Here is a 15017-nt window from a genome sequence, read left to right as displayed (position 1 = left end):
GATGAACGGGCTGACCGACCGCCAGGCCTGGCTGTTCTCGATCAAGACCTACCTGGCAGCGATCGTCGCGCTGTATATCGCCATGGCCGGCAACCTGTCGCGCCCGTACTGGGCGATGGGCACGGTGTACATCGTCAGCCAGCCGCTGCTGGGCCCGACCCGGGCCAAGGGCGTGTACCGCATCCTCGGCACCCTGGCCGCCGGCCTGGCCACCCTGCTGATGTTGCCCGCCCTGGTGGAAACACCGCTGGTGCTGAGCGCGGCGATGTCGATCTGGCTGGCCGGCTGCCTGTTCCTGGCCCTGCTCAACCGTGGCCCACGTGGCTACGCGTTCCTGCTTGCCGGCTATACCACTGCATTCATCGGTTTCCCGGCGGTGACCTCGCCGGAGACCATCTTCGACACCGTGGTGGCGCGTAGCGAGGAGATCATCCTCGGTACGGTGGTAGCGGTGCTGTTCGCCTCGCTGCTGTTCCCGGCCTCGGTGCGGCCGATGCTGGGCGCGCGCATCGGCAACTGGATGGAGGACGCAGCGCAGTGGTGCCGGCAGATCCTCGAGCGCGGCCGCGCGCATGCCCCACGCAACCGGCTGGCCGCCGACCTGGTGCAGTTCGAGGCACTGATCGAGTTCCTGCGCCGCGATGACCCACGCCATGCCGGCGCGGCCGTCTCGATGGAGCGCCTGCGCGAACGCATGCTGTTGCTGCTGCCGGTGCTGTCATCGATCGCCGACCGCCTGAGTGCGCTGCGCAGCGATGGACAGACCCTGCCCGAGGGCCTGCCGACGCTGGTCGATGACATCCACGACTGGATCGACACGCCGTCCAGTGCCAGCGACTACGCGCGCCTGCGCGCACGCATCAGTGCGCTGAAGCCACAGGTGGACCGCGATCTGCAGCACCTGCAGCTGGCCAGCCTGCTGCTGCGCCTGGAGGAGCTGGTGGACCTGTGGCAGGACTGCCGCACCCTGCAGCACGCGATCGACCAGGGCACCGCGCCGCTGGACCGTGCGCACTACCGCATCCGCACCGAACGCGCCGCCACCGACAAGCACGTCGACTACGGCATGGCACTGTTCTCCGCGCTCAGCGCCGGTGTGGCGCTGATGAGCTACTGCGTGCTGTGGATCGGCCTGGGCTGGGAGGGCGGTGGCAACGGCGCGATGATGGCCGCGGTGACCGCCGCGTTCTTCGCGGCACAGGACGACCCGGCGCCGAGCATGGTCTCGTTCCTGGTGTGGGCGATGGTGGCTTCGCTGGTCGCCGGCGTGTACCTGTTCGGCGTGTTCCCCGCCGTGCACGACTTCGGCCTGCTGGCGCTGGTGCTGGCAGTGGTGTTCCTGCCGTTGGGCCTGCTGCTGCACCACCCGAAGAGCGCGCTGTTCGCGCTGCCGCTGACGGTCAACCTGGCTGCGCTGCTCAACCTGCAGAACACCTACAGTGCCAACGTGCAGACCTTCGCCAACTCGTCGATCGCGATGTTCATCGGCATTGGCTTTGCGGTGGTGATGACCCGGCTGTTCCGCTCGGTGGGTGCCGAATGGACCGCGCGCCGGCTGGTACGGCAGGGCTGGACCACGCTGGCCGAGGCGGCCGAAGGCCGTGGCCAGCAGGATCGCCAGCGCTTCGCCGCGCGCATGCTGGATCTGCTCGGCCTGCTGGCACCGCGCCTGGCGGCGACCCCGGAAGGCAGCGACATCGCCTCGGTGGACATGCTCAACGAGGCGCGCATCGGCCTGAACATCCTGCAGCTGCGCCGCGCCCGCCTGGAGCTGCCGGAGCGCAGCCGCGAGGCGGTCGAGCACATTCTGGAGGAAGTGGCCGTGCACTATCGCCGGCAGATCGCCGCGCGCAAGCCGATTGTGGCGGCCGAGGCGCTGCGCGAGCGGCTGGACACCTCGTTGGGCCGGGTCGGCAGTGTGGCCGCCTGCAAGGCACGCGACGAGGCGCTGATGGGCCTGGTCGGCCTGCGGTTTGCGCTGTTCCCGGAAGCGAAGGCGTTGGCGCCGGGATTGGCGGACGCCGCAGCGCCGTCCGTCTGATGCGATCCACCGGGCATGGCCCGGCGCTACCATCGTCATCCGGTAGCGCCGGGCCATGCCCGGCGTCCTTACGCCACGGCAACAGGACGGTTCAATGAGTTACGACATGATGGTGTTCGAGGCCAGCGTCGCCCCGCGTGAAGCGGCGGCGTTCATCGCCTGGTTCGAGAAGCAGGCGCAGTGGGGCGAGAGCCACGAGTACGACGACCCGGCGGTCAGCAGCCCGGCGCTGCAGGCATGGTTCGCGGAGATGGCGCAGGAGTTTCCGCCGATGAACGGCCCGCTGAGCAATGACGATGATGATCGCGCCGAGGTGACCGAGTACAGCATCGGCCGCCATGTGATCTATGGCGCGTTCGCGTACTCGGTGGCCGAGCGCGCGCATGGGCGGGTGCAGGACCTGGCCGAGAAGCACGGCGTGGGGTTCTTCGATGTCAGTGCGGATGAAGCGGCGATCGTGTATCCGGATGGGTTGGTGTTGATGCCGGAATAGATTTGGCGGCAGGGCTGCGCCCTGCACCCGCCGAATCAACGGCAACGGCAACGGCAACGTCAACATCAAATGCGTGCTCTCCGTGGGTTGGCGGGGTGGGTCCGGTTGAGGGGGACGCCGTAAACCCATCCATGGGGGCTTGGTCGCGGCATCCATGCCGCTCACACCCCCTCAACCGGACCCACCCCGCCTTCGACAGTTCCCCGCGATCTGTCGGAATGGCATGGCCTGCTTCTGGTGGGTGTCGACCTTGGTCGACACGGTAGATCCACGCCGTGCGTGGATGAAGGTGACCGACGTGATGGTAAGGCTGGCGTTTAGAACAACGTGCCTTGCACGGTGGGTTCTTCGCCGCGCGCCGGTTCCTCGGTTACCTCTTCCGCACCCAGTCGCCACGCCAACCCACCAAGGCGGCTGGCATGTCGTTTCAATGCCGCCTCCAGCACCTCGGCGCTGCCGGCCACCTGCAGGCGCTGGCGGGCGCGGGTCAGGCCGGTGTAGACCAGTTCGCGCGACAACACGCGGCTGTCCTGCCTCGGCAGCTGCAACCACACTTCCTCGAACTCCGAACCCTGCGCCTTGTGCACGGTCATCGCGAACGCGCTCTCGTGTGCGGGCAACGCTGCCGGGTGGAAGGCGCGCGGCTGGTCGGCGGTCTCGCCGGGGAACCAGGCCACCATCGCACCGCTGCCATCGCGCAGGCAGATGCCGATATCGCCGTTGAACAGGCGGTGGCGGTAGCTGTTTTCGGTGATCAGCAGCAGCCGGCCCTGGAAGTAGCCCGGGGTGTTGCCAGCCAGCAGCTGTTCAATACGGCTGTTGAGGCCACGCGCGCCCTGCGGGCCTTCGCGCAGTGCGGTCAGCACGCGCAAGCGACCGGCCTGCTGCAGTGCCTGCGCCGGGTCCACTGCGTCGGCCAGTGCGCGCCAGTGGTCGAGCAGATGCTCGCGCTGGCCACGCAACGGGTCCGCCTCGCCTTCATGGAAACGGACACCAGCCAGCCCGCCACTGCGCAGCAGGCGCAGGGCGGTACCGCTGTCACCGCCACGCACGGCCTGCGCCAGCGGCGCCAGGTCCAGCGCATCACTCTGCCGGTAGCCACGCTGCAACTGCACGCGGCGGCCTGCGAACGCGCGCGGCGGTGCCTGCGGCTGCAGCGTCGCCGCTGCCAGCAGTCCATGCAGCGCCTGCGCATCGTCGGCACGGGTGCCGATGCCATCGCCGCTGGCGCGCAGGATGGCGCTGAGCACATCACCGGCTTCCACCGATGGCAACTGGTCGGGATCGCCGAGCAGGATCAGGCGGGTACCGCTGGCGATCGCGTCGACCAGCTTGGCCATCAGCGGCAGGTCGATCATCGAAGCTTCGTCGACCACCACCACGTCCACCGGCAACGGATTGTCGGCGTGATGGCGGAAGCGCGGTGAATCGGGAATCACCCCGAGCAGGCGATGCAGGGTCGTGCCTGTGCTGGGCAGCGCGGTGCACAGCGCCGGATCCAGCCCCTGCCCCTGCAGCCGCTGTACGGCCAGGCGCAGGCTTTCGGCCATGCGCTCGGCGGCGCGGCCGGTGGGTGCAGCCAACGCTACCTTCGGCACGGGCAGGCCCTGGTGCTGCGCCTGTGCCGCCAACAGCAGCAGCAGGCGGGCGATGGTGGTGGTCTTGCCGGTACCGGGACCACCGGTGACCAGGGCCAGCGGATGGCGCAGGGTTACGCCAGCCGCACGGGCCTGGTGGTCCTCACCCGTTGCGGCGTGCGGGAACAGACGCGCGAACAGGGGCGCCACGGCGGCCATGTCCGGTGCAGCCAGCGGATGGCGGCCGATGCGTTGCAGACCGACAGCCAACTGCCGCTCGTATTCGCGGTAGCGGCGCAGGTACAGCAGACCGTTCTCCAGCACCAGCGGCGCTTCCGCGGCGGCGGCGTTGGCATCCTGCGGGGTCGCCACCCAGGGCGAGGCCTGCAGTTGCGCCAGCCACTGCGCAGGTTCGGGCCATGCCGGGATGCCATCGATCACGCGCTGGGGCTGGCGCGGATCGAAACCAGCGTGCCCCTGCGCCACGGCCAGCGAGGCCAGTGCGGCGGCCAGTGCCACGTCGTCCGGCGTGTCTTCGCGCAGGCGCTTGAGGCTGATGGCCAGGGCGTGGTCCAGGGTGCGCAGCTGGCCACTGCGATGCAGATCGCGCAGCAGGTTCATGCGGTTTCTCCGCGCGCGCGCGCCGCCATCTCGGCCTGGGCTGCTTCGCCGCCCGCAAACAAGGCATCCAGCGCATCCACCAGCTCAGGCGCGAAGCGCTGCACGTGCACGCCGTTGCCGGCGATATCCAGGCCCCGGCAGAACAGATAGCGGATACCGCCCATGTCGCGCGCGTAGTCGTATGCCGCACCCAGGCGGAAGCGCAGCCAGCGATGCAGGGCCACGGTATAGATCAGCGCCTGCAGGTCGTACTCGCTGTGGCGCATGGCGATCTCCAGCAGGTCCGGGCTGTAACCCGGCAGCCGGTTGGATTTGTAGTCCAGCACATACCAGCGGCCATCACGCACGTAGGTCAGATCGATCTTGCCGGTCATCAGGCCTTCCAGCCTTCTGCGCAGGCCGAAACCGCGCCGTGCGCTGGAGATGCCGTGCTCGTGCAGCAGCTGCAGCAGCACCGGTACTGCGGTCGGCTCGATGGCGAAGTGGAACTCGATTTCGGCCCGGCGCTCATGCTCGGGCACGCTGCACAGCGCACCGCCTTCGGGCAGCGGTACGGTGAGGGTGTGGCCGACCAGCGGCACCAGCACCGCCACGCCATCGTCCAGATCCTCGTCGGCATAGCCTTCGTCGTGCAGCGAGCGGCGCAGAACGTCGGCCTGTCCCTCCGGTGCCGGTTGCTGCGGCTGCCAGTGCGACCACAGTGCGAAGTCGACGTTCTCCAGTGCATCGTGCAGCACGTTGCCGAAGCGGCTGCCCATGAAGCGCGGATCCGGCGGCGCAGTGTCTTCTGCGGCAGCGTCCGGCAGCGCCGGTTCCAGCGGCAGCTCGGCACCGGCGGGTTCGTCGGCAGCCGGTGCCGGCAGTTCGGTGGCCGCCGCTTCGATATCGTCGCCGTTGCCAGCGTCGGCATGCGCCAGCTGGGTGAAGCTGTAGACCCACCAGTCATGTGGCACCCGGCGGGTCAAGGCACGCACCGCAGGCAGCTCACCTTCGGTTTCGGCCAGCAGCTGCGGCAGGCGGCCCGGCGGCGCACTGTCATCCAGGTCCACGTCCGCGTGCGCTCGCAGCGCCTGCAGGTCGCCCAGCAACGGCGCCAGGCGGGTCTTCGCATGGCCTGCCAGATCGCCGGTGGCGATCCACAAGGCATGCTCGGCGCGGGTCAGGCCCACGTACAGCAGGCGCGCGTCTTCTGCACGCTGTTCGCGCTCGCGCTGGCTGCTGGCCGCGTCCCAGGCATCGTCCCTGTCCAGCTTCCAATGCAGCTGGCGCTCACCCTCCAGGTGCACGGTGCAGTGCGTGGCGGTGTTCGGCGCGCCGCCATCGATGCCCACGAACGGCAGGAACACCAGCGGGTATTCCAGGCCCTTGCTCTTGTGCAGGGTGATGATCTGCACCCGTCGCGCGTCGGACTCCAGCCGCAGCAGCTGCTGCTCGTCATCCTGGTCGGCATTGGCCATCTGCCCCTGCAGCCAGTCCAGCAGGCCGTGCATGCCCAGTGCCTGCGCGGAGGCTTCCTGCAGCAGTTCGCCCAGCTGCAGGTAGTTGGTCAGGCGCCGCTCGCCGTCGATCAGTGCCAGCAGGCGCTCGCCCTGCGCGGCGCAGACATCGGCCACCACCGCGAACGGGCCGCCACGCTGCCAGCGCTCGCGCCAGTGCAGCAGCTGTGCCTGGAACCCGCGCTGCAGGTCCCCCTCACGCTCCATGCTGGCAATCGCGCTTGCGCGCTGCCCCAGCAGCACCGTTGCCAATGCAGTACGCAGTCGCCCTTCGTCGGCCGGTTGCAGCAACGCCAGCAGCAACGCACGCAGGTCACGGGCCTCGCTGGTGGCAAACAGGCTCTGCTTGCCGGCCGCCACCGCGGGAATGCCGACTGCGGCCAGTGCACGCTGCACCAGCGTGGCTTCGCGATGCGAGCGCACCAGCACGGCGATATCGCCGGGTTGCACCGGGCGCCCACGCAGCAGCGCGGTGCCGGCACGCGCCTCCAGCAGGATCTGGTGGATCGCTGCCACACAGGCCTGGGTCGCCGCGTCGCGCGACGCATCGGCGCCAAGGGCCTTTTCACCGTCGCTGCGCAGCAGGCGCAGGGTCAGCGCCGGTGCGGCCCGGCCATCGCGCAGGTAGTCCTCATCGACACGCACGCCACCGGGCCGCACCGGCTCGAACCGGATGTCGCGTTCGAGGAAGGCATCTTCGCCAGCGTTGTCGTACAGCGCCTGCAGCGCGCGCAGCACGGCCGGGCGCGAGCGGAAGTTCTGGTCCAGCGCCGGTGCCTGCTCGGCCACCTGCTTGGCTTTCAGGTAGGTATGGATGTCGCCGCCACGGAAGCCATAGATGGCCTGTTTGGGGTCACCGATCAGGAACAGCGCCGGCTGCAGCCCCAGTTCGTCCACCTCCGGCGAGGCGCCGAACACGGTATGGAAGATGCCCCACTGGCGGTCATCGGTATCCTGGAATTCATCGACCAGGGCGATGCGGTACTGCGCCCGCAGCTGCTTGACCAGGGCCAGCCGCTGCGGGCCTTCCAGCGCGCGGGCGACGCCGTCGATCAGATCGTCGTAGGTCTGCACGCGGCGCACGCGCTTCAGCACCGACAGGCGCTGGGTGGCTTCCTCGCGCAGGGCGTGCAGGAAGTTCAGTGCCGTGGCACGCAGCCATTGTTCGCGCTGCGCCAGCAGTGCCACGTAGCGCTCAAGCGGTGCCTGCAGCGGCGAGGACGGTGTGCGGTCGGCGGACTTCTTGTTGGTCTTGGCCACCAGCGCATCGGGCAGCAGCGCCGGCAAGCGGTCGCTGGACAACAGTTCGGCTGCGTCGCCGCGCTCGGCCCAGCCCAACAGCTGCCGGCCCAGCGGGTGCAGCCAGCCCAGCTTGTAGGAAACGCCGTTGATCCACTTGTTGTCGACCGCTTCGCACAGGTCCAGGAAGAAGCGCTCACCGTGCTCGCGCACGGCCATCGACAGTTCCGCCGCCGCGCCCTGCAGCGCCGGGCGCGGATCGTCCACGGCCAGCGGCTGCAGTGGCGGGTGCAGCGGTGGCGATGCCAGCAGCGCGCGCAGGTCAGCCGCCAGCGCATCCGGGTGGGACCACAACCAGGTCAGCGGTTCCAGCGTTGCCGGATCGTTGGCATGCACCCGCCACAGATCGGCCGCCAGTTCTTCCAGCAGCTCGCGATCGCTGGCCAGCAGCTCGGGCGGGTCGAAGGTATGCCCGCTTTCGAGCGCATGTTCGCGCAGCACGCGGGTGCAGAAGCCGTGGATGGTGAAGATCGCAGCCAGGTCGATCTCGTCGGCGGCTACCTGCAGGCGCCGCTTCAACGCTTTTGCGGTTTCCGTGCCGTCCTGCAGATGACGTTGCAGCACCTGCCGGGTCAGCAGCGCATCGGGTGTTTCATCGTCGCCGGGCGGCAGGTCGACCAGGCGCGCAGCCAGGGCCAGTCGCTCGCGGATGCGCTTGCGCAGTTCCTGGGTGGCGGCGTCAGTGAAGGTCACCGCCAGGATCTGGCCGATACGCAGGCCCTGCTCGACCACCAGACGGGTGAACAGCGTCGCCAGGGTAAAGGTCTTGCCGGTGCCGGCACTGGCTTCGATCAGTCGCGTGCCGTGCAGCGGCAACGCCAGGTAAGGGTCGGGGCAATGCGTGTTGATGGTAGCGCCCTCGGCACCGCTGCTCATGCGTGGCCCGCCTGTGGATCATTGCCGAAGCTGCGCCCTTCGCGCACGGCGCTGAAGACCACCTGGCTGTTGCGCAGCAGGTCGGCGTAACTGGCGTCGTCGGCGAACGGGTCGGCGCCACGCAGCAGCAGCTGCCAGGCATCACTGTTGGCTTCACCCCAGCTGCGGTCGCTGCCATGCCATTGTTTCCAGCCTTCGCTGCGCTGCTTTTCCACCGGCGCGTTGAACAGCACCCAGCCGGTATAGGGCGCAAAGCGCAGTGGTTCGCGCAGCCCGCGCTGGCGCAGCTGCAGCAGCGCGCGCAATGCCGCGCGTGCTGCGGGCACGGTCAAGGCAGGCAATGCATGCGGACCGGGGCCGGCATCACCGCCGTCGTAGAACTGCACCAGCGGCAAGGCATCGCCGGCGGCGTTGGCCAGCAGCCAGTCCAGCCCCTGGCGGATCACCGCGTTGCCGTTGAGGGCGCCGGCGCGCAGGCGCACCAGGCCTTCGGGATGGCGATCACCGACCCGGCCATGCAGGCGAACGCCGTCGATCTCCACTTCATAGCGGCGGCTCTCCAGCGGCGTGCCCTGCAACCAGCCCAGCATGGCCGTGGCATAGGGGCGGGTCTTGAGCCGCTCCACTTCAAACTGGCGCTCGCCGAGGATGCCCGACGGCAGCAGCCCGCGTGCGCGCAGCCGAGGGTACAGCGGCTCGCCGTCACCGGCCAGGGTGGCCTGCACCACGGCCAGCTGCACACTGCGCTTCTCCGGCCCACGCGAGGACAGCACCAGCGGCTCCAGGTCGTCGACGTCCTCGACGTCGTCGGCCAGGCGCAGGCCCAGCGACTGTGCGAGGAACTGCCCGGCCGGATCACACAGGAAACGACGCAGGCTCTCCAGCGAGACCTCTTCTTCCACCGCGTCGTCCACCGGCGGCGGCAGTGCCGCGTCGAACCACGGCAGCAGGCCGCCGCGCTGCCCGCCCAGCCGCCCGGCGGCCGGGTGCCACTGCCGGCGGTAGCTGAAGCGGCGTGGGTCGCCGTCACCGAAGGCGGCCGGCGAGAACGGCTGCAGCGCGTGGCGCACGGTGAAGTCCCGCGTGGCGGTCGACGGATCGAGGTGATAGGCCGCGGCGGCATCGATCAGTTCGCTGACCAGCACCGAGGGTTCGCGCACGCTGCCATCGCGCGGGTCCGCGCCGAGGTAGCTGAGGTAGAACACGTCCTGCGCAGCAGCAAACAACTGCAGGAACAGGAAACGATCGTCTTCGCGGGTAGAGCGGTCGCCGGGACGGCGGCGCGGCGTATCCAGTTCGGCGGTGAGCTGGTTGAGGCCGGCGGCCGGGTCGCGACGCGGGAAATCACCATCGTTGAGGCCGAGCACGCAGATCACCCGGAACGGCAGCAGGCGCATCGGCACCATGCGGCCGAAGCTGATGCCACCGGTCAGCAACGGCGCGCGCGTATCGGCCTCGGCAAGCGCACCGGCGAAGTGCGCACGCACCACCTCCGGTGGCACGCCATCGACGAACCCGGCCTTGTACGCATCTTCGGCGAACTGGTTGAGCAGCTTGCGCAGGCGCTCCAGCGCGCGCTGGCTGTTGGGCGAGCTGGGTGGTGTCGGCAGCAGGGCATCGAGCAGCGACAGCAGGCGCTGCCGCCACTGTGCCGGGGTCAACAGTTCGCCCAGCCGGCGCTGGTAGACGGCCAGCACGCGCAGCAGGCGCAGCAGCCGGTCCAGCGCATCCAGCGCCCCGCCTTCCAGTTCGATCCACGGCGCCACCCCGACCAGATCCACCTCGCTGCCGGTGGCGTGGCCCAGCAGCAGGCGATCCAGCGCGAACTGCCAGGTGTAGGCGTCATCGCTGGGGGCCTGCAGCTGGTCGCGATGCTGGGCATCCAGGCCCCAGCGTGCGCCTGCCTGCTGCAACCAGCCATGCAGTCGGTCGAAGTCCACCGCTTCCAGGCCGGCGGCCTCGGCCAGGGGTGCACTGGCCAGCAGATCCAGCACCTCGTTCAGGCCGAAGCGCGAAATCGGCAGGCCAAGCAGGTGCACGAACACGTCGGCCAGCGGCTCGCCAGCCAACGGACTGCTGTCGGCCAGCGCGTAGGGAATGTGTTCGTCCTCGCCCCCCCGTCCGCCGAACACCGCTTCCAGATAGGGCACATACGGATCGATGTCCGGCGCCAGCACGGCGATCTCGCGCGCCTGCAACGGCGGGTCGAAGCGCGGGTCCTGCAGCAGGCTGCGCAGCTGGTCGTGGAGCACCTGCAGCTCGCGCAGGCGGGTGTGGCAGGCGTGCACCTGCAGGCTCGGGTCGTCGCTGCGCAGGCCATCGCGCAGTGCACCGGAAGGCAAGGCACGACGGTGGAACAGGTCGCGCTGCAGGCGATGCAGCAGGCTGTCGGACAGCCCGCCCTGGTCCATCGTCGGCCGCGTGTCTTGCTCCGGGTCGGAATAGGCCGCGATCTCGCCGGCCGGATGCACCACTTCATAGCTGCCCAGCACCGCCATGAAATCGCGGCCGGCCGCACCCCACGCTTCCAGCAGGCGGTTCTCGCCGGCGGCCTCGCCGAACGGGTCCGGCGCACCGCTGCGCAGGCGCTCTGCCAGGGTCTGCAGGTCGCCCCAGTAGGACTGCACCGGCGTGGGCAGATAGAAATGCAGTTCGCCCACCCGCGACTGGGTGGCCATCACCCGCAGTACGTCGGGCGAGATGTTGAGGGTGGCGAACGCCGACATCCGCGGCGGCAGGCCCTGCGGCAGCGGTTGGCCGGCGCTCTCGAAGCGGTCCAGGTACGCCTGGATGCGGCGCGCGCGGTAACCATGGCCGGCGGCGATGCTGCGCCACAGGATGGCCTGCGGATCGGCCGCGTCGGCGCCGGCTTCCCAGCGCAGCAGCCAGTCGCGGCGCCAGGCCTGGTACTTCTCGAACACCGAGGCCAGTTCGCCGGCCAGGGCCCAGGGTTTGAGCGCGTCGCCCCCGGCAAGATAGGACTGCAGCGCGCGCATCGGTGGCTGTGCCAGCAGCTGCGGATCGCGCAGGGCCTGGTACAGGCGCCAGTGCAGGGCGGCCGCGTCCAGGTCGTCGGCTTCGCCCTCGACATTGGCGTTCAACGCACGGGCGACGAACTCACCGGGGGTCAGGAATTCCAGGTTGGCGGCCACGCCATACTCGGCAGCCAGTGTCGCCTGCAGCCAGCGCCGCATCGCCACCTGCGGGATCAGCACCACCTCCGGCGCCAGCAGCGGCTGTCCCGGCACCGGCACACGCACGTTGCGCGCCAGCAGGGCAGCCAGCACGTCCAGCGAATTGGAATGGTAGAGGCGGAAGTCGCTGCCCGGGTCACTCATCGTGCACAGTGTGCAGCACACCCGCCCGTATTCAATCCCGGGGTACGGTGATCGCGACGGATTGTTCCGGTCGTTTTCGGAATTGTCCCGGTCTGGCGACGGTCCGACCGTGCAACAATACTGCACCGTCCAGTCTGCTTATGTTCAGCAGTCTGACCCGATGCTTCAATGTCGAAAAAACGTTAAGGGTGCCCATGTCGGCTTCCACTCCCAGTCTGGTGCAGTTGTCCAACGTCCGCATCGACCGGAGCGGGCGCACGATCCTGCGCGACGTTTCGCTGCAGGTGCCCAAGGGCAGCATCACCGCGGTGCTCGGTCCGTCCGGCAGCGGCAAGTCGACCCTGCTGGCGGCGCTGACCGGCGAACTGCGTCCGGTTGCAGGCGACGTCACCCTGTTCGGCAAACCCATCCCGCAGCGCACCGCCGAACTTCTGGAGATGCGCAAGAGCGTCGGCGTACTGCTGCAGGGCAATGGCCTGCTGACCGACCTGACCGTGGCCGAGAACGTCGCCCTGCCGTTGCGCACCCACACCCGCCTGCCGGCACCGGTGCTGCGCCGGCTGGTGCAGATGAAGCTGCATTCGGTCGGCCTGCTGGCCGCCGCCGATGCCTGGCCGCGTGAGCTGTCCGGTGGCATGGCCCGGCGCGTGGCACTGGCCCGCGCGTTGGCCCTGGACCCGCCGCTGATGATCTACGACGAGCCGCTGACCGGGCTGGACCCGATCGCCTCGGGGGTGATCATGAGCCTGATCCAGCGCCTCAACCACAGCCTGGGCTTGACCAGCATCATCGTCAGCCACCACGTGCACGAGACTCTGCCGATCTGCGACCAGGTAATCGCGATCGCCAATGGCGGCATCGTGTTCCAGGGCACGCCGGAGGCGCTGCAGACCAGCCAGGACCCGCTGCTGCAGCAGTTCCTGCATGGCCAGCCCGATGGTCCCATCCCGTTTGATGCCGCACCGCGCGCGAGGGTTGCCTGATGCCGTTCGTGCAAGCCACCCGCTCGCTGGGTCGTGCCGGCCTGTTCTCGCTGACCGTGCTGCGCGGTTCGCTGCCGACCCGTGATTTCCTGGCCGAGCTGACCCGCGAGATCTACAAGATCGGTGCGCGCTCGCTGCCGATCATCGCCGTGGGCGGTGCCTTCGTCGGCCTGGTGCTGACCCTGCAGGGCTACCGCACGCTGACCACCTTCGGTGCGGCCGACGCGCTGTCCACCCTGCTCGGCCTGTCGCTGTACCGCGAACTGGCACCGGTGCTGACCGCGTTGTTGTTCATCGGCCGCGCCGGCAGTTCGATCGCCGCCGAGCTGGGCCTGATGCGCGCCACCGACCAGATCAAGGCGCTGGAACTGATGGCCATCGACCCGGTGGCCAAGGCCGTGGCACCGCGCTTCTGGGCGGCGGTACTGACCGTGCCGCTGCTGACCGGCATCTTCTGTTCGCTGGCGATCAGTGCCAGCTATTTCGAAGCCGTGCACGTGCTGGGCCTGGACAACGGCGTGTTCTGGTCGGCGCTGCGTGGCAGCGTGGACTTCTGGGACGACTTCGGCGTGGCGATGCTGAAGTCGGCGATCTTCGGTGGTACCGCGGCCCTGGTGGCCGCCTATGTCGGTTTCCACGCCGAACCGACCATCGAAGGCACGTCCGTCGCCACCACCCGTGCGGTGGTCAACGCCTCGCTGCTGGTGCTGATGTTCAACTTCGTACTGTCGGCAATGTTGTTCACCTAACCCCTCCATCGGCGGTGCGCATCGGCGCGCGGCCACCACGACTGATCAGGTAATCCACATGGCCATCCGCGGTCCCAGACTCGAATTCTCCGTCGGCGCCTTCCTGCTGCTGGCCCTGGCCTCGCTGATGGTGCTGGCCGTCGCCTCGACCAACCAGCGCTGGAGCTGGGGTGGCGAAGGCTATGAACTCAAGGCACGCTTCTCCCAGGTCGGCCAGCTGCGCAAGCAGGCGCCGGTGAAGATCGGTGGTGTCACCGTCGGCCAGGTCGCAGCGATCGATCTGGACCCGGTGAAGTTCGAATCGATCGTGACCCTGCGCATGGACAGCAAGGTCAAGGATCTGCCGGCCGATACCTCGGCGGGCATCTTCACCAGTGGTTTGCTCGGCGAGAGCTATATCGGTCTGCAGCCCGGCGGCGATCCCGACGTGCTCAAGCCCGGCGAAGAGATCGTCTTCACCCAGCCGGCCGTGGACCTGATCCAGCTGGTCGGCAAATACATGTTCAGTGGCGGCGCCGGTGGCGGCGCTGCTCCGAAGCCCAACGATGGCGCGCAGGCGCCTGCAACGGAACCGCAACCATGAAGATGAAACTGATCCCGGCCCTGCTCGCCTCGTCGCTGCTGCTGGCTACCCCGTTCCTGGCCCAGGCGCAGGCCGCCGCCCCCGCTGCTGCCGCCCCCCAGGGCCAGGCCGGCAAGGTGGTGATCGACGCCAGCACGCGCATCCTCACCACCCTGCAGCAGCGCCGTGCCGAATTCAGCGGCAACCCGGCCAGCCTGCGCAGCTATATCGACAGCGAGCTCAACCGCACCTTCGACCGCGACTATGCCGCGCGCCTGGTGCTGGGCACGCACGCCCGCGGCGCTGCGGACGCTGACATCAAGCTGTTCGCCAATGCGATGGCCGACAACCTGATGCAGCGCTATGGCTCGACCCTGCTCAACATCCAGGGCAAGCCGAGCTTCCGCCTGAAGGGCGAAAGCCCGCTGCCGGGCAACCGCGGCGTGCGCGTGAGCACCGAGCTGGTGCGTGCCGGCAGCGAGCCGACGCCGGTGGAGTACTGGATGCGCAACGAAGGCGGCCAGTGGAAGATCTTCGACGTGAACATCGAAGGCATCTCCTACGTGCAGACCTTCCGCAACCAGTTCGATGCCCCGCTGCGACAGAAGGGCATCAAGCAGGTGGCCACCGAACTGCGCAGCGGCAGCATGCAGGCTGGGCCGGCCGGCAATGGCAAATAAGGCGCTGGCGCTGCTGGAAGGTGACACCCTGCGCCTGCGCGGGGTGCTCGACCGTGCAGCGGTGATCGCGCTGTGGCCGCAACTGCAGGCCCTGCCTGCGCAGCTGTCGCGGCTGGAACTGGCGGAGGTCGAGCGCGTGGACAGCGCCGGCCTGGCGTTGTTGGCCGAGTTGGCCGCACGCGCGCGCCAGGGCGGCCATCCGCTGACAATCTCCGGCGCCCCCGCCGGCTACAACGAGCTGAGCGCGGCCTACCGGCTGTCGCCCGACCTGGACTTCAACGCTACTTCTGCTGCGAGCTGAC

10 protein-coding genes are annotated in these 15017 nt (G+C 68.9%); 7 read left to right on the top strand and 3 right to left on the bottom strand.

Going from position 1 to position 15017, the window contains the following annotated elements; translation table 11 throughout:
• Position 1 precedes the first annotated feature (1 nt).
• The gene (locus BW38_RS01155) at positions 2 to 2041 is read left to right on the top strand and encodes an FUSC family protein (protein ID WP_032978536.1); all 2040 of its coding nucleotides are present in this window, start codon (positions 2 to 4) and stop codon (positions 2039 to 2041) included.
• Between the two features lie 94 nt (positions 2042 to 2135).
• The gene (locus tag BW38_RS01160) at positions 2136 to 2534 is read left to right on the top strand and encodes a hypothetical protein (RefSeq protein WP_032978532.1); all 399 of its coding nucleotides are present in this window, start codon (positions 2136 to 2138) and stop codon (positions 2532 to 2534) included.
• 317 nt (positions 2535 to 2851) lie between these two features.
• On the opposite strand, the gene recD is transcribed toward BW38_RS01160, so the two are convergent.
• Genes recD through recC form a run of 3 tightly spaced genes read right to left on the bottom strand, consistent with a single transcriptional unit; the run spans position 2852 to position 11741 of the window.
• Complete coding sequence (recD, locus tag BW38_RS01165; RefSeq protein WP_032978529.1) at positions 2852 to 4732, bottom strand: exodeoxyribonuclease V subunit alpha; 1881 nt, start codon at positions 4730 to 4732, stop codon at positions 2852 to 2854.
• Positions 4729 to 8403 (bottom strand): exodeoxyribonuclease V subunit beta, encoded by a 3675-nt coding sequence (gene recB / locus BW38_RS01170; protein WP_032978526.1) that lies wholly within the window; start codon positions 8401 to 8403, stop codon positions 4729 to 4731. The genes recD and recB overlap by 4 nt, the downstream gene beginning before the upstream one ends.
• On the bottom strand, positions 8400 to 11741 hold the full coding sequence (recC, locus tag BW38_RS01175; protein WP_032978523.1) for an exodeoxyribonuclease V subunit gamma: 3342 nt from the start codon (positions 11739 to 11741) through the stop codon (positions 8400 to 8402). Before recC ends, recB begins: the two co-directional genes overlap by 4 nt.
• Before the next feature lie 194 nt (positions 11742 to 11935).
• Between recC and BW38_RS01180 the strand changes: the two genes are divergently transcribed.
• Genes BW38_RS01180 through BW38_RS01200 form a run of 5 tightly spaced genes read left to right on the top strand, consistent with a single transcriptional unit; the run spans position 11936 to position 15016 of the window.
• On the top strand, positions 11936 to 12724 hold the full coding sequence (locus BW38_RS01180; RefSeq protein WP_025875633.1) for an ATP-binding cassette domain-containing protein: 789 nt from the start codon (positions 11936 to 11938) through the stop codon (positions 12722 to 12724).
• Entirely contained in the window at positions 12724 to 13473 is a 750-nt protein-coding gene (locus tag BW38_RS01185; RefSeq protein ID WP_006404088.1) for an MlaE family lipid ABC transporter permease subunit, read from the top strand. Before BW38_RS01180 ends, BW38_RS01185 begins: the two co-directional genes overlap by 1 nt.
• Before the next feature lie 58 nt (positions 13474 to 13531).
• Positions 13532 to 14056, top strand: coding sequence for an outer membrane lipid asymmetry maintenance protein MlaD (gene mlaD, locus BW38_RS01190; protein WP_006404090.1), 525 nt, complete (start codon positions 13532 to 13534; stop codon positions 14054 to 14056).
• A complete protein-coding gene (locus BW38_RS01195; RefSeq protein WP_025875629.1) occupies positions 14053 to 14715 on the top strand; it encodes an ABC transporter substrate-binding protein in 663 nt (220 codons plus the stop codon). The genes mlaD and BW38_RS01195 overlap by 4 nt, the downstream gene beginning before the upstream one ends.
• Positions 14705 to 15016: an STAS domain-containing protein gene (locus BW38_RS01200; RefSeq protein WP_025875628.1), complete on the top strand. Its 312-nt coding sequence runs from the start codon at positions 14705 to 14707 to the stop codon at positions 15014 to 15016. The genes BW38_RS01195 and BW38_RS01200 overlap by 11 nt, the downstream gene beginning before the upstream one ends.
• The last annotated feature ends 1 nt before the right edge of the window (position 15017 follow it).

This window comes from Stenotrophomonas sp. RIT309, assembly GCF_000632045.1.
GTDB lineage: Bacteria > Pseudomonadota > Gammaproteobacteria > Xanthomonadales > Xanthomonadaceae > Stenotrophomonas > Stenotrophomonas indicatrix.
The sequence above is the reverse complement of the archived record's forward strand: the minus strand, read 5'-3'. Positions and strand labels throughout refer to the sequence as shown.